The sequence below is a fragment of the Citrobacter sp. Cc139 genome, from assembly GCF_030334645.1.
Taxonomy (GTDB): domain Bacteria; phylum Pseudomonadota; class Gammaproteobacteria; order Enterobacterales; family Enterobacteriaceae; genus Citrobacter; species Citrobacter werkmanii.
The window spans coordinates 457,343-470,643 of record NZ_JAOWDM010000082.1 but is presented as its reverse complement, the minus strand read 5'-3'; the positions used below and the strand labels follow the sequence as shown (position 1 = coordinate 470,643).

Here is a 13,301-nt window from a genome sequence, read left to right as displayed (position 1 = left end):
TCATTGCAAATGGCGAGGATATTACTTCCCCTGGTTGTGCTTTGCCTGACCCGTATTGCATTGAAGACAATGAGAAAATACAAGGCTTTAAAGGCGCTAAAATGGTATTATTAAGGCGCTAGCTGATGTTAATAAACATAGCAAGGTAGGAACTTTCTTAAAACAAAAAACATGCATATATTCAGATTGTTATGATATATTGTTTTTATCGATCAATATCGATACATTGATCGATATTATTGATTGATTGTGATTAAAAGTGCATTATCAGGAAGTTATGATCAATTGGAGTGGTCTTATGCACTATCATTTCATCGCGGAACCGATGAGAGACACAACAAATAAGTTGCTGGGCGTGGAGATGATCGCCCGGTTTGCTGCAGATACGGTTCGCCCATTGCATGCAGATTTCGTCGTTTCAGCGTGGAATAGCGAACAAAAGCGTAATTTCATGCTCAAGCAAATCCAGTTAATTGCCGAAAAGCGTGATTGGTTTGAGAGCAACAATCTGCTCTGTACCCTTCATCTCATCGATGAAATGGCGCTTCTGGCGATTGGTGATCCGGTCATCAAGTCGGCCCTACACGCAATGCCCTTTATTGCACTGGAACTGTCAGAGCGTTTTCTGTCGAGTACGATTTGCCTGAATAATCTGCTGATTAATTCACTCTGTGACGGTCCAAACGCGCTATGGCTGGGCGATCTCGGCTCCGGTAACGTCGGGGCAAGTCCGCTGGTTTGCGGTCATTTTGACGTGGTTAAATTGGATCGCGGTTTCTTCCTTGAACAGGTAGAAAAGCCGATGTTCCCGGTGCTTATCAAAAACATCCGGGAATATTGCGATCGCGTTGCGGTGGAGGGGGTCGAAACATTACGACTTATCGATGACGTCAGCGCGGCAGGTGTCTGGGCGATACAGGGGAGCGTTTTTCCGTCAGTCGTTTTTCACGAGGTTGAGACACTGCTCTTACCCGGTGTTGGTCACTGATGGCGCAATTGCCCTCCGGTTTCGGAGGGCAGCGGCTTTGTTAGCGATCTTTCCGCCAGGCGTCGGCGGTGAGCGCCTCGCCAAAATGCCCTGCAATCAGACGACGAGTCAGCTCATGCAGCGGGGAAGCCAGAACATCCGCGGTACTGCCACGCTCAACAACTTCACCCTGATGCATGACTAATACTTGATCGCTAATGTGCTTCATCATGCCGATATGTTGAGTCACATAGATATACGAAATCCCCTGTTTTTCCTGTAATTCCAGCATCAAATTGATGAGCTGCGAACGCATCGACATGTCCAGAGAGGCAAGGGCCTCGTCGGCGATAATCACTTTAGGTCGTAAAATAAGCGCGCGGGCAAGCCCCAGACGCTGTTTTTGCCCCGGCGCCAACATATGCGGGTAATAGCTCACATGGTCAGGTAACAGTCCAACCATGCGCATCGTTTCTATAATCTGTTTGCGACGCTGTTCAGGTTCCAGGTCGGTGTTCAGACGCAGCGGGAAATCAAGGATTTGTGAAATACGCTGACGAGGGTTAAGCGATGTTGACGGATCCTGAAAAATCATACGGATACGCTGACTACGGAATGAATAATCACCATACTGGAGCGGATGATCGTCAATCAGCAGTTCACCGCTGGTGGGTTCAATCATGCCAGCTAACATCTTTGCCAGCGTGGACTTTCCGGAACCATTCTCACCAATGACCGCGAGTGTCTGACGTTCGCGCAGGGTAAAGCTGAGTGGCTTAACGGCCTCAACGGTCTGGCGGCGAAATAAACCCGTCCGGTAGCGAAAGGTTTTGCTCAGATTGCGAACTTCGAGCAGGGTTTCTACCATCTCACTCTCTCTCCATGTTCAGCGGGAAATGACAGGCGTAGAGATGATTCTTTGCTCCGGTCAGTCGTGGGGTTTCAATACATTCACGCTGAGCATAAGGGCAGCGCGGCCCCAGACGGCAGCCGATGGGTAATTGTTCCAGCAATGGAATCGCTCCTGGCATGGTATTCAGACGACTTTTATGCGGCATCGCGCTACCAAAATCAGGAATGGCGCGGATCAACGCTTGCGTATAAGGATGATGTGGAATCGTCACCAGATCTTTACTGGGCGCCGTTTCCACCGTTTGTCCGCAATACATTACGTTGATTTTGTCCGCCCACTGGCTGAGCATTTGCAGGTCATGGCTGATCAACAAAATGGTAGTATTACTGTTTTGGTTCAGCCGGGTCAGCAGGCGAAATATTTGCGCCTGGGTCGTTGGCTCCATCGCGTTCGTCGGTTCATCGGCAATCAGCAAGCGCGGCTGATTCGCCAGTGCAATAGCGATCATTACCTTCTGACACTCGCCGTCGGTCAGTTCATACGGGAAACTGCGCATGGCATCTTTATGATCTTTTATCCCGACGCGGTGCAAAAGCTCAATCGCCCGGCGTTTGCGCCAGCCGATGCGCTGCCACCAGCGCCCCTTATAGGTCCAGGCTGGAATATTTTGCATCAGCTGTCGTCCAATACGCTCGGACGGGTCAAGACACGATTGCGGTTCCTGAAAGATCATGGAAACGTTATGACCGACCAGCTTGCGTCGTTCACGCGCGGAAAGGCGCAGGAGATCGATGTCATCAAAGCGCATACGGTCTGCGGTTACGCGCCAGTTATCCTTGGCGACGCCGCAAATAGCCTTGGCGATCAGACTCTTGCCGGAGCCGGACTCGCCGACCAGCCCGCGGATTTCCCCCTCATTGAGGGTCATGCTGACACGGTCAACCGCTTTTACCCAGTCGTCGCCGGTTCTGAATTCAATGGTCAGGTTGCGGATATCGAGTAATGGCATTATTCCACCCCCGCAATAATTGCGCGGCGCACGCCATCACCCAGCAGGTTAACCAGCAGCACGCTTATCATGATCACCGCGCCTGGCAGCATCACTGTCCACGGAGCGACATAAATCAGCTCCAGCGCGTCGCCGAGCATGGCTCCCCATTCCGGTGATGGCAACTGCGCGCCAAGGTCAAGAAAACCCAGCGCGGCGATATCCAGAATCGCCATCGACAGCGCACGGGTGATTTCAGTGATAAGCCCGGCGGTAATATTGGGCAGAACGGCGAACCACAGAATATTGAGCGTGGTTGCGCCATCAAGGCGAGCGGCAATAACATACTCTTTTTCCAGCTCGTCATGCACCATGCTGTAGACGGAGCGAACCATCCGCGGCAGCAGCGCCAGCCAGACGGCAAACATCGCGTGAGTCAGATGCGGCCCGGCAAAAGCCACCACAATAATCGCCAGCAACAGTGAAGGGATCGACAGCAGGGTGTCCAGAATGTGATTCAGCACCGCGGAACGCAAACCGTGCGTTGCTCCGGCAACCACCCCCAGTAACAAGCCACACAGCGTGGCGGCGAGAGTTACGACAAACGCACCGCCCACGGTTGGGGCCGCACCGCTGAGCAGGCGGCTTAAAACATCACGCCCCAGGTCATCAGTCCCGAGGAAGAAAGAGACTTCGCCATAGCGCGACCATGACGGCGGTAAAAGCTGATAGCCGAGAAACTGCTGGTCGATGCCGTAAGGCGCGAACCAACCACCAAAAATACACAGAATCGCCAGCCCCGCACAGCCATACAGGCCGATCATTGCGGTTGCATCGCCGTAAAAATTGCGCCATGCGGTGCGCAGCGTACCCGGCGGGCGCTTTTCGCTGTAGACGCTATCGTAAGGCATACCATTCCTTATGTTTCAGAGGGTTAGCCATAGCACCCAAAATATCAGAGATGACGTTAACGATGATAACCAGTGAGCCTATCACCATCACACCCGCCGAAATCGCCGCGTAATCCTGCTGGCGAATCGCGTTAATCAGCCAACGGCCAAGACCTGGCCAGCTAAAGACCATCTCGGTGATCATCGCCAGCGTCAGCATGGTGGAAAACTGTAGACCCAGGCGCGGGATAACCGGTGGGAGAGCGTTGTGCAGTACGTGACGGCGTAAAATCGTTAACCGTGACAAACCACGAGTAGCCGCCGCTTTAACATAGTTTTGATCAAAGACCTCAATGGTGCTGATACGCATCAAACGAATAACTTCCGTCGTCGGTGCAACGGAGAGCGTTAACACCGGAAGCACCATATGGCGGATCGCACTGACCAGCATTTCATCGCGCCAGGGCGAGTCGGCGATCCAGGCGTCGATAATGGCAAATCCGGTAACGGGCTTAACTTCGTAGAGCAGATCAAAACGCCCGGAAACGGGCAGCCAGCCGAGGGTCAGTGAGAAGAGCAACGTCAGCAGCAGCGCCAGCCAAAAAACCGGAATAGAAAAGCCCATCAGAGCCAATGCGCTGATACAGCGATCCTGCCATTTATTACGTGTTATGCCCGCCAACATGCCTATCGGGATCCCGACCATCAGTGCAAAACCAAAGGCCAGAATGCACAGTTCCATGGTCGCCGGAAACACCTCTTTGAGTTGTTCTGAGATCAACTGGCCGTTAATACTGGACACACCAAAATCCCAGTGAATCAGGCCATTGAACCAGAATACCCAGGCGTTCCACAGCGATGCGCCCTGTAACGGCGCATGAGGTGTGAAGTAACTCAGGCTGAACCCAATAAAAGTCAGGAAGAACAGGGTGACCAGCAGTAATAAAAAACGGCGCAGGGTGAAGATAATCATGGTTTTTTCACCTCGTCAGCCTTTTCCCTGGAAACCCCGGCAAAAGAAGCGTTGCCGAACGGACTGAGCACCAACCCTTTGATGTCATAGCGATAAGCCTGCAAACGAAGCGAAGAGGCCAGCGGCAGGATCGGCAACTCGCGCGCGAGAATATTTTGCGCTTCGTCGTAGGCATCAATTCGCGAGGAGAGTTGTTGCGAAGAGAGGGCTTTGCGCAAAATGCTGTCAAACTCCGGATGGCACCAGTGGGCAAAGTTGGTCTGTGAGTTAATGGCGGCACAACTGAGCATCGGTCGGAAAAAGCTGTCAGGATCGTTACTGTCAGTTGCCCAGCCGGACAACGTCAGATCATGGTTCATATCCATTAATCGCGCCTCCTGAAAACGACCTTCTACCGGGATGATCTTCACTTTCACACCCACCTGAGCCATATCAGCCTGAATCAGCTCTGCGGTTTTCAACGGACTGGGGTTCCAGGCCTGAGAACTGGTGGGGACCCAAAGTTGTAACGTCAGATTTTCCAGCCCCAGCGCTTTTAATTGCTCGCGCGATTTTGCCGGGTTGTACTCAGTAATTTTAGCTTCGTTGTCATAAGCCCACGAGGCGCGAGGCAAAATAGATGCTGCGGTTTCCGCCGTACCGTAGTAAATAGATTGCATTAACCGTTGGTTGTTAATGGCCAGCGCTAGCGCATGTCGTACGGCAGGGTTGTTCAACGGCGGTTTATCCGTGTTGAACGCCAGATAGGCGATATTCATCCCAGGACGCAACGTCAAACGCAGTCGAGGATCATCACGCAATATGCTGAGCTGGCTGGCAGCCGGCCAGGCCAGCACGTCGCACTCGCCGGTCAGTAATTTCGATAAACGGCCGGTTCCGCCAGAGCCGAGATCCACCACGACTTGTGGCATCAAGGGGGTACCTCGCCAGAATTTTTCATGCCGTTGCAGGCGAATATATTGGCCTGCACGATTTTCTGAAAGTTGGTACGGACCTGTGCCGACGGGCTGTCGGTCAAGTAATTCCTGGCGATCCTGTTTGGCTAATTTGGCAGCATATTCTGCCGACATCACCGAGGCATAATGTGTGGCAAGGTGCCACAAGAAGGAGGCGTCGGGTTGATTTAAGCGAAATTCAACGGTGTTGTTGTCCAGCTTGCGCACGCTTTGGACGTTATCGGCGAACTGCAGGCTGTCAAAATAGGGAAAACTGCTGCCATTGATATTGTGCCACGGATGTTGGCGATCAAAGATGCGCTCGAAGGTAAATACCACATCGTCCGCATTCAGTTTGCGGGTGGGCGTGAACCAGGCTGTCTTTTGAAACGGAACATCGCGACGTAAATGGAAGCGGTAGGTTGCGCCGTTATCCAATACTTCCCAGCTTTCAGCCAGTTCTGGCACCAGGCGATAAGTATAGGGATCGACATCAAGCAGTCGGTCATACAATTGGGCCGCTAATGTGTCTACGATGAGACCGCTGCTCGCTTTTTGTGGATTGAACGTATTGACCTGCCCGCTGACGCAATAGACAAAGCCACTGTCACGAATATCAGCGTACGAGGCCTGCTCAGGCGCAGCTGCAGCCTGACCACTCAGAAGTCCAGCCATCACGATCAGAGATGATAAAACCAGGCGCATAATTTTAAAGGGTTATATATAAAGAAGCTATCTTACTAATACTTAATGACATTTGCCATTACCGTTTGTGTTTGGGGGCTGCAGGGTTGATAACCGCGAATTCAACATCGCCAGTTGGTCAAAATTCATACCTGCTATCCACTTTGCATATCCTCTATTAGCTATCTTAGCATTTTCATGGCACCTCTGACTCGCTTAAACGCCGGATTCAATGGCGGGAGGTGTCTGACGGGAAAAATGAGTCTGTTGTGTGGGAGGAATGTCTGCAGAATCAGAGGAAAATAAACAAGAATGAGGCGGGAAGAGTGAATATCTTCCCGTATGTCGAATTACTTCTGGATTTTATTAACGCGTACCACCGGCGGTTGCATTTTAGCGTCAAGGCTACCGTTAATCCTGATCATTTGATCGGGTTTTACCGTTCGGCCATCAAAGACGGCAAGCGGAATAAGCGTATTGATCGTGCCGGTTTTGTCACGGAAGATAAACTTATCTCCTCCTTGACCCTCAATGAGATTACCCCGTAAAGAGATAGTCGCTCCGTCATGCATAGTTTTAGCTTGTTGGACGGTCATGATTCTTGCATCTTCAGTGCCGCGATATCCTTCATCCAGTGCGTGGGCAGGTGGCGGGGCGGTATCTTTTTTCAATCCACCATTATCATCGGCAAACGCTGATGGCAATAAAAAACAACACAGTAAGGGGGCGAAAGATATTTTCATAGAGCCTCCATAGAAATTGATTTGACTTATTAAGTTTGGTTGCTATTTATTAATCTGGCGAGTGGGATAAGTCTCAAATGATAATTTTTCAATAAAACAAAGGATTGGTGTGATATAAGCGAGGCGGTGAAATGAACAGAGAGAAAGCCCATTTGCAAGGAGTGAAAGAGAGTCAGCGTTTTCTGAATTTTGAATCAGGCTTTCACAAGATTGGTTTTATCTGTTTGCTCTGCATTGTTTTACTTGCTACGGCGGGAGCGTTTTCCGGCGGATATTTAAGTGAGGTAACGAGAAAAAACACCTTAAAGACAACAGAGTTACAATTCGAAAAATTTGGTCGTTTGCAAACGGAATTTCAATTTAAAATCTCGGCACAGAAGCATGATTCTGTGAACATGACGTTGCGCATTGGCGGCGATTTCAACAAGTTTTATGAGATGGAAAATATTTGGCCGCAGCCAGACAGCATGTACAGCAAGGGTAACGATCTTTACCTTGTCTACAATGATTCTGAAGCAACGCAGGATTTTACTGTCTGGCTGCAGGTTACGCCCGTGAAGCCAGGAAGTGTAATGAGTTTTCTCCGGCTAAATGGCGAACCTGAAATCCGCTTCAGACAATTTATTTATCCTTAGGAGGTGGGTATGGAGATGGTCTTCCGGGCATTAGCCATTTACCTTATTTTGCTGGTGGTTTTCAAAATAGCCGGTCGCCGGGCATTGTTACAAATGACCAGCTTCGATCTGATTTTATTACTGATTATCAGTGAAGCAACTCAGCAAGCCTTATTGGGTAATGATTTTTCGCTAACCGGCGCCATGATCACGATTGTCACACTGGTTACTATTGATATTCTGTTTGGTTTCATTAAGAAAAAGGTAGGTGGGGCAGAATCTGTACTGGATGGCTCTCCGGTTATCCTGCTTGATCACGGGATACCTTTGTTGGATAAAATGAAGAAAGTGGATGTTTCTCTTGACGATATATTAGTCGCTGCGCGACAAAATCAGGGGATTACCGAATCCAGTAAAATCAAGTATGCCATTCTGGAACGTAACGGACATATTTCTGTCATTCCTGAAGAGAATTAACGAGGCGGTAATGAACACGGAGTACAATGACGCAAAAACACGCAATGAACTGACGAAACGGGTTGCAAAAACGCTTATTGATCGCGGTTTAACGTTGACTACCGCAGAATCTTGTACAGGAGGTAACTTGGCCGCCGCGCTTTGTGCACAGGCGGATACCGCAGAATTTTATGATATCGGCGTTATAACCTTTAGCGATCGCGCCAAGCAGAAAATGCTCGGCGTGCGGGCCAGTACGCTGGAGAAATATAGCGCCGTTAGTGAGCAAACGGTCAGTGAGATGTCTGTAGGGATACGTGAGCAAGCCGAAACCGACATCAGCATAGCCATTAGCGGATATGCGGGGCCGGAAGGTGGGGAGGATGGTACTCCCGCAGGAACGGTGTGGTTTGCGTGGAATTTCCGCGGGCGGATAATAACAAAACGGGAATATTTTTCCGGGGATTGCCAGGACGTTATAGAAAAGGCGGTACGTTTTAGCCTGGCGGTATTGGTTGAAGAAGTTACAGCCTGGAAGAACAAATAAATAAACCAGGACTTATCCGAGTAAATATCTCAACGCAATGTGAAGTTATCATCGTAAGGACCAGGTTAATATTTGGCAAAAATTAAGTTGTGGGTAAATTATAAAGGTCATGTCATTCATTTTGTTCTACGCTTATTAGTCTTTGCGATGAATGATGACTCATGAGAGGTGATTGAATGACTGACCTAAATAAAGGAAAACAGACCACCAATAAAACTAATTCAGAACGTTTTCCGCAGCCGCCTTTTCCACATCAAAAACAACCTTTTCCGGGTCTGGCTGGAAAAATGCAACCGCGTCCCGATCATGGCGAAGAAAGCTATCAGGGAAGCGGCAGGTTAAATGGTCGCAAGGTATTAATTACCGGAGGTGACTCAGGTATTGGGCGTGCTGTTGCCATTGCTTATGCCCGCGAAGGCGCCGATGTCGCGATTAATTATTTACCTGAAGAAGAGGACGATGCGCGTGAGGTTGTCGAATTGATAAAAAAAGCAGGGAGAAAAGTCGCGGCGATTCCCGGTGATATTCGTGACGAAACTTTCTGTAACCATCTGGTAAAACAGGCGGTAGAAGCGCTGGGAGGGTTGGATATCCTGGTGAATAACGCCGGTCGTCAGCAATTTTGTGAATCGATCGTAGACCTCACCACAGAAGAGTTTGATGCGACATTCAAGACCAATGTCTACGCCATGTTTTGGATCACCAAAGCGGCTGTTCCTCATTTCTCACGAGACAGCGTGATTATTAACACCTCGTCGGTACAGGCTTATGAGCCAAGTGAGATCCTGCTTGATTATGCTCAGACCAAGGCGGCGATAGTGGCATTTACTAAATCGTTGGCAAAGCAACTGGCACCCAAAGGGATCCGTGTGAATGCTGTCGCGCCTGGACCGTACTGGACGGTATTGCAGTGTTGCGGCGGCCAACCACAGGAAAAAATTGAGAAATTTGGCGCAAATGCGCCGCTCGGTCGGCCAGGCCAACCGGTAGAAATTGCCCCTCTGTATGTCACTTTAGCGGCTGAAGAGAACAGCTATACATCCGGTCAGGTATGGTGTTCTGACGGGGGGACCGGAACTCTCTGACGTCTATGTTCGCTGAGTCGAAACGTCCGCGGGGGAAAGCCAGCGCGGACAATATTGTTTAAGGGCAGGGGGCGGCAGGCACCGCTCCCTGAATATTAACCAATGACAGCGATGCCAAGACGTTCCAGGATCAACGATGCCTGGTAGCTGTCCAGTTTGACGCCTTGCAAATCAACACCCCGGACATCGAGATCGCCCAGTTCTGAATTGGTCAAATCACAGTGCGTAAAGTTTGCGGCCCGCCAGTCGAACGACGAAAACTCACCGCCGGAAAGATCTGAACCACTGAACGTCGCCCCCAGTACCTGAGTACCCATCCAACGGTTTTCCCACAGCTCGCACTTTTCCAGTACGACTTTTGAAAAGTTGGCGTAGCTTAAGTTGGTATTGGTGATATAGGCGCTACAAAACCAGGTGCGTGTGGTAATCATATTCATAAAGCTTGCGCCGCGAAAATCTGAACCTTGTGCGCGGCAGTGGCGAATTTCGATTCCCAGCGCGCTCACATTCCTGAAATCCGCCATGGATAGATCACAACTTTTGAAAATGGCATCTTTCAGGATAGCGCGACTAAAATTACACCCTTTCTGGCTCTCTCGATCATAGAACTGGCAGCCAATAAACTCAGTGCCGCTGAGGTCGGCACCCGAAAAATCACAGTTGAAAAATGTGCTATTTTCAACTTTCGCACCAGTGAATCTGTTTCTGTCAATTTTTTCGCCAACTAATGCCAGAGTCATCATGATTAACCTGTTTTTTTATACAGTAATTGCATCATGGTAAACTGTTTTAACCCTCGCGTCCAACGTCTGCCCCTGTACGCTAAATTTGGTGTTTCTTGAGTAACGCACGGAGCTGATGGTAGGTCAGACCTAATAATTCAGCGGCTTTTTTCTGATTAAATTTCGCCTGCTGTAAGCTGCTTTGCAAAAATTCCTTCTCCTGCTGCTGTTGGAATTCACGCAGATCCAGCGGTAAGGTTACGGATGCAGCTCTGGTTTCCTGCGCCTGCGGCGGTGTGGTGTGACGCCTGAACGGGTCAATCACAATCTCATTCAGCGGGTAATCGCTGGTCCCGTGTCGGTAAACTGAACGCTCCACGACGTTTTTCAGCTCACGAATATTGCCCGGCCAACGGTAGTGGAGGAGCGTTTCTTTGGCCTCGTCGGTAAACCCTGGAAACAACGGTAACCCGATCTCACGGCACATCTGAATGGCAAAATGTTCAGCCATTAACATGATGTCGCTTTGACGTTCGCGTAACGGTGGGAGTTGGACCACATCAAAAGCCAGACGATCCAGCAGGTCCGCGCGGAACGTGCCTTCACTCACCATCCGCGGCAGGTCGGCATTGGTGGCGCAAACCAGTCGTACGTTGACCTGCAACGGCTGGCTACCGCCGACACGTTCCAGCTCTCCGTACTCAATAACGCGCAGCAGTTTTTCCTGTACCAGCATCGGGGCGGTCGCCAGTTCATCAAGAAACAGCGTGCCGCCATCGGCGCGTTCGAACCGACCCGGATGACGTTTCTGCGCGCCAGTAAAGGCGCCAGCTTCGTGACCAAAAAGTTCGGAATCGAGTAAATTTTCGTTGAGCGCCGCGCAGTTAAGTGAAATAAACGGGCCTTGCCAGCGGGGGGAGAGATAGTGCAGGCGGTTGGCGATAAGCTCTTTCCCCGTACCGCGTTCCCCAATGACCAGCACAGGTTTATCCAGCAGCGCGAGATGAGAAACCTGCTCCAGAACTTCAATAAAGCTGTTCGCTTCGCCCAGAAGATTATCTTTGTATCCTGCCATGATGAAATTCACCATTTGTTAGTGTTATTCACCAATTTACCCTATTTATCCCGACAGGTAAAATTGGATATTTTCAAATAATTCAATAGATTAAAAAGTTGGCATGCGAAGTGCATTAGAACAGCAGCAGGGCATTGCCCGATATCAGAACAGTAAGTGAGGATTACATTATGGGTATTTTTTCTCGTTTTGCCGACATCGTGAACGCCAACATTAATGCGTTGCTGGAAAAGGCTGAAGATCCGCAGAAGTTGGTGCGGTTGATGATCCAGGAGATGGAAGACACGCTGGTTGAAGTGCGCTCAAACTCCGCACGCGCGCTGGCAGAAAAGAAACAGTTATCGCGCCGTATCGAACAGGCCAGCGCCCAACAGGCAGAGTGGCAGGAAAAAGCAGAGCTGGCGCTGCGCAAAGAGAAAGAAGATTTGGCGCGTTCTGCGTTAATCGAAAAACAGAAACTGACTGACCTGATTGCCTCCCTGGAGCATGAGGTGACGCTGGTTGACGATACGCTGGCGCGTATGAAAAAAGAGATTGGTGAACTGGAAAACAAACTTAGTGAAACCCGTGCTCGTCAGCAGGCGTTGATGCTGCGCCATCAGGCGGCAAGCTCTTCCCGTGATGTTCGTCGTCAACTGGACAGCGGCAAACTGGATGAAGCGATGGCGCGCTTTGAATCTTTTGAGCGCCGTATCGATCAAATGGAAGCTGAAGCTGAAAGCCATAACTTCGGTAAGCAGAAGTCTTTGGATCAGCAATTTGCTGACCTGAAAGCAGATGATGAAATCAGCGAGCAGTTGGCGCAATTGAAAGCCAAAATGCAGCAAGACAAGCAATAATAATATCTGGCGGTGCCCGAACGCGCCGCCGCTCATCACCTGTAAGGAGTACTCATGAGCGCGCTATTTCTGGCCATCCCGTTAACCATCTTTGTGCTGTTCGTCTTACCGATTTGGCTCTGGCTGCATTACAGCAATCGTTCCAGTCGCGGCGAGCTGGCGCAAAGTGAACAACAGCGTCTGGCTGAACTTAACCAGGACGCACAGCGGATGCGTGAGCGCATTCAAGCGCTGGAAGACATCCTTGATGCTGAACATCCAAACTGGAGGGACCGCTAATGGGGGGCGTTAATCTGAACAAAAAACTGTGGCGTATACCGCAGCAAGGCATGGTGAAAGGGGTTTGCGCGGGTATTGCGCATTATCTCGATGTTCCTGTGAAACTGGTGCGGATCCTGGTGGTGCTGTCCATCTTTTTTGGTCTGGCCTTTTTCACCTTTGTCGCCTACATCGTACTGACGTTTGTGTTGGATCCGATGCCGGACAACGTGGTTTCCGGAGAACAGCAGCCATCAAGCGGTGAGTTGTTGGATGCTGTCGATCGTGAGCTGGCTGCAAGTGAAAAGCGTTTGCGTGAGATGGAGCGTTATGTGACGTCTGATACCTTCACATTACGCAGCCGCTTCCGCCAATTGTGAGGTTAAAAATGAATAATCGCTGGCAACGTGCCGGGCAAAAGGTAAAGCCGGGCTTTAAAATAGCAGGTAAGCTGGTGCTGCTGACTGCGCTGCGCTATGGCCCGGCAGGGGTAGCAGGGTGGGCCGTGAAGTCTGTGGCCCGACGTCCGCTAAAAATGTTGCTGGCGTTAGTACTTGAACCTTTGTTGAGCCGGGCAGCGACAAAATTGTCGAAACGCTATTCAGGTAATCAACCCTGATATCCGAAACAACAAAAGCAAGCAACAATTAATCAACATTCCCTCAGTTAATT

17 protein-coding genes are annotated in these 13,301 nt (G+C 50.1%); 9 read left to right on the top strand and 8 right to left on the bottom strand.

Annotated features, from left to right (window positions below):
- Positions 1 to 298 precede the first annotated feature (298 nt).
- Positions 299 to 988 carry an EAL domain-containing protein gene (locus OGV69_RS14475; RefSeq protein ID WP_069324984.1) on the top strand — a complete coding sequence of 230 codons (690 nt, stop codon included), beginning with the start codon at positions 299 to 301 and terminating at the stop codon, positions 986 to 988.
- Between the two features lie 40 nt (positions 989 to 1,028).
- On the opposite strand, the gene sapF is transcribed toward OGV69_RS14475, so the two are convergent.
- The 6 genes from sapF to OGV69_RS14445 form a co-directional block, all read right to left on the bottom strand.
- On the bottom strand, positions 1,029 to 1,835 hold the full coding sequence (sapF, locus tag OGV69_RS14470) for a peptide ABC transporter ATP-binding protein SapF (protein WP_038640937.1): 807 nt from the start codon (positions 1,833 to 1,835) through the stop codon (positions 1,029 to 1,031).
- Between the two features lies 1 nt (position 1,836).
- A complete protein-coding gene (gene sapD, locus OGV69_RS14465) occupies positions 1,837 to 2,829 on the bottom strand; it encodes a peptide ABC transporter ATP-binding protein SapD (RefSeq protein WP_003020556.1) in 993 nt (330 codons plus the stop codon).
- A complete protein-coding gene (gene sapC / locus OGV69_RS14460; protein ID WP_069324985.1) occupies positions 2,829 to 3,719 on the bottom strand; it encodes a peptide ABC transporter permease SapC in 891 nt (296 codons plus the stop codon). The genes sapD and sapC overlap by 1 nt, the downstream gene beginning before the upstream one ends.
- Positions 3,706 to 4,671 carry a peptide ABC transporter permease SapB gene (gene sapB, locus OGV69_RS14455; RefSeq protein ID WP_038640933.1) on the bottom strand — a complete coding sequence of 322 codons (966 nt, stop codon included), beginning with the start codon at positions 4,669 to 4,671 and terminating at the stop codon, positions 3,706 to 3,708. The genes sapC and sapB overlap by 14 nt, the downstream gene beginning before the upstream one ends.
- Positions 4,668 to 6,311 (bottom strand): ABC transporter substrate-binding protein SapA, encoded by a 1,644-nt coding sequence (gene sapA / locus OGV69_RS14450; RefSeq protein WP_069324986.1) that lies wholly within the window; start codon positions 6,309 to 6,311, stop codon positions 4,668 to 4,670. Before sapA ends, sapB begins: the two co-directional genes overlap by 4 nt.
- A gap of 329 nt (positions 6,312 to 6,640) precedes the next feature.
- Positions 6,641 to 7,033, bottom strand: coding sequence for a YdeI family stress tolerance OB fold protein (locus OGV69_RS14445; RefSeq protein WP_069324987.1), 393 nt, complete (start codon positions 7,031 to 7,033; stop codon positions 6,641 to 6,643).
- Between the two features lie 131 nt (positions 7,034 to 7,164).
- Here OGV69_RS14445 and OGV69_RS14440 point away from each other — a divergent pair, with 131 nt between their 5' ends.
- The 4 genes from OGV69_RS14440 to OGV69_RS14425 all read left to right on the top strand — a co-directional run bounded on the left by OGV69_RS14440 (position 7,165) and on the right by OGV69_RS14425 (position 9,735).
- Positions 7,165 to 7,668 carry a hypothetical protein gene (locus OGV69_RS14440; protein ID WP_069324988.1) on the top strand — a complete coding sequence of 168 codons (504 nt, stop codon included), beginning with the start codon at positions 7,165 to 7,167 and terminating at the stop codon, positions 7,666 to 7,668.
- Between the two features lie 9 nt (positions 7,669 to 7,677).
- Positions 7,678 to 8,124, top strand: a complete 447-nt coding sequence (locus tag OGV69_RS14435; protein ID WP_038640925.1) for a DUF421 domain-containing protein — start codon at positions 7,678 to 7,680, stop codon at positions 8,122 to 8,124.
- 10 nt (positions 8,125 to 8,134) lie between these two features.
- Complete coding sequence (locus tag OGV69_RS14430; RefSeq protein WP_038640923.1) at positions 8,135 to 8,650, top strand: 2-oxo-tetronate isomerase; 516 nt, start codon at positions 8,135 to 8,137, stop codon at positions 8,648 to 8,650.
- A gap of 176 nt (positions 8,651 to 8,826) precedes the next feature.
- The gene (locus OGV69_RS14425) at positions 8,827 to 9,735 is read left to right on the top strand and encodes an SDR family oxidoreductase (protein ID WP_069324989.1); all 909 of its coding nucleotides are present in this window, start codon (positions 8,827 to 8,829) and stop codon (positions 9,733 to 9,735) included.
- Between the two features lie 95 nt (positions 9,736 to 9,830).
- On the opposite strand, the gene OGV69_RS14420 is transcribed toward OGV69_RS14425, so the two are convergent.
- Both OGV69_RS14420 and pspF read right to left on the bottom strand, forming a co-directional pair.
- Positions 9,831 to 10,475: a quinolone resistance pentapeptide repeat protein QnrB12 gene (locus tag OGV69_RS14420; RefSeq protein WP_038640920.1), complete on the bottom strand. Its 645-nt coding sequence runs from the start codon at positions 10,473 to 10,475 to the stop codon at positions 9,831 to 9,833.
- Positions 10,476 to 10,557: 82 nt separating this feature from the next.
- On the bottom strand, positions 10,558 to 11,547 hold the full coding sequence (gene pspF, locus OGV69_RS14415) for a phage shock protein operon transcriptional activator (protein ID WP_176722622.1): 990 nt from the start codon (positions 11,545 to 11,547) through the stop codon (positions 10,558 to 10,560).
- 155 nt (positions 11,548 to 11,702) lie between these two features.
- Between pspF and pspA the strand changes: the two genes are divergently transcribed.
- Genes pspA through pspD form a run of 4 tightly spaced genes read left to right on the top strand, consistent with a single transcriptional unit; the run spans position 11,703 to position 13,248 of the window.
- Positions 11,703 to 12,371: a phage shock protein PspA gene (gene pspA, locus OGV69_RS14410; protein ID WP_003020532.1), complete on the top strand. Its 669-nt coding sequence runs from the start codon at positions 11,703 to 11,705 to the stop codon at positions 12,369 to 12,371.
- A 54-nt stretch (positions 12,372 to 12,425) separates the two neighbouring features.
- Positions 12,426 to 12,650 carry an envelope stress response membrane protein PspB gene (pspB, locus tag OGV69_RS14405; protein ID WP_038640917.1) on the top strand — a complete coding sequence of 75 codons (225 nt, stop codon included), beginning with the start codon at positions 12,426 to 12,428 and terminating at the stop codon, positions 12,648 to 12,650.
- Complete coding sequence (pspC, locus tag OGV69_RS14400; RefSeq protein WP_004193243.1) at positions 12,650 to 13,009, top strand: envelope stress response membrane protein PspC; 360 nt, start codon at positions 12,650 to 12,652, stop codon at positions 13,007 to 13,009. Before pspB ends, pspC begins: the two co-directional genes overlap by 1 nt.
- Before the next feature lie 8 nt (positions 13,010 to 13,017).
- On the top strand, positions 13,018 to 13,248 hold the full coding sequence (pspD, locus tag OGV69_RS14395; protein WP_038640914.1) for a phage shock protein PspD: 231 nt from the start codon (positions 13,018 to 13,020) through the stop codon (positions 13,246 to 13,248).
- Positions 13,249 to 13,301: the final 53 nt, after the last annotated feature.

Excerpts from the sequence above, each read along its gene's own strand:
- sapA (WP_069324986.1), bottom strand. The coding sequence starts at position 6,311 with ATGCGCCTGGTTTTATCATCTCTGATCGTGATGGCTGGACTTCTGAGT.
- sapD (WP_003020556.1), bottom strand. The coding sequence starts at position 2,829 with ATGCCATTACTCGATATCCGCAACCTGACCATTGAATTCAGAACCGGC.
- OGV69_RS14440 (WP_069324988.1), top strand. The coding sequence starts at position 7,165 with ATGAACAGAGAGAAAGCCCATTTGCAAGGAGTGAAAGAGAGTCAGCGT.
- pspA (WP_003020532.1), top strand. The coding sequence starts at position 11,703 with ATGGGTATTTTTTCTCGTTTTGCCGACATCGTGAACGCCAACATTAAT.
- OGV69_RS14425 (WP_069324989.1), top strand. The coding sequence starts at position 8,827 with ATGACTGACCTAAATAAAGGAAAACAGACCACCAATAAAACTAATTCA.
- OGV69_RS14435 (WP_038640925.1), top strand. The coding sequence starts at position 7,678 with ATGGAGATGGTCTTCCGGGCATTAGCCATTTACCTTATTTTGCTGGTG.
- OGV69_RS14420 (WP_038640920.1), bottom strand. The coding sequence starts at position 10,475 with ATGACTCTGGCATTAGTTGGCGAAAAAATTGACAGAAACAGATTCACT.
- pspC (WP_004193243.1), top strand. The coding sequence starts at position 12,650 with ATGGGGGGCGTTAATCTGAACAAAAAACTGTGGCGTATACCGCAGCAA.
- OGV69_RS14475 (WP_069324984.1), top strand. The coding sequence starts at position 299 with ATGCACTATCATTTCATCGCGGAACCGATGAGAGACACAACAAATAAG.
- OGV69_RS14445 (WP_069324987.1), bottom strand. The coding sequence starts at position 7,033 with ATGAAAATATCTTTCGCCCCCTTACTGTGTTGTTTTTTATTGCCATCA.
- pspD (WP_038640914.1), top strand. The coding sequence starts at position 13,018 with ATGAATAATCGCTGGCAACGTGCCGGGCAAAAGGTAAAGCCGGGCTTT.
- sapC (WP_069324985.1), bottom strand. The coding sequence starts at position 3,719 with ATGCCTTACGATAGCGTCTACAGCGAAAAGCGCCCGCCGGGTACGCTG.
- OGV69_RS14430 (WP_038640923.1), top strand. The coding sequence starts at position 8,135 with ATGAACACGGAGTACAATGACGCAAAAACACGCAATGAACTGACGAAA.
- sapF (WP_038640937.1), bottom strand. The coding sequence starts at position 1,835 with ATGGTAGAAACCCTGCTCGAAGTTCGCAATCTGAGCAAAACCTTTCGC.
- pspB (WP_038640917.1), top strand. The coding sequence starts at position 12,426 with ATGAGCGCGCTATTTCTGGCCATCCCGTTAACCATCTTTGTGCTGTTC.
- sapB (WP_038640933.1), bottom strand. The coding sequence starts at position 4,671 with ATGATTATCTTCACCCTGCGCCGTTTTTTATTACTGCTGGTCACCCTG.
- pspF (WP_176722622.1), bottom strand. The coding sequence starts at position 11,547 with ATGGTGAATTTCATCATGGCAGGATACAAAGATAATCTTCTGGGCGAA.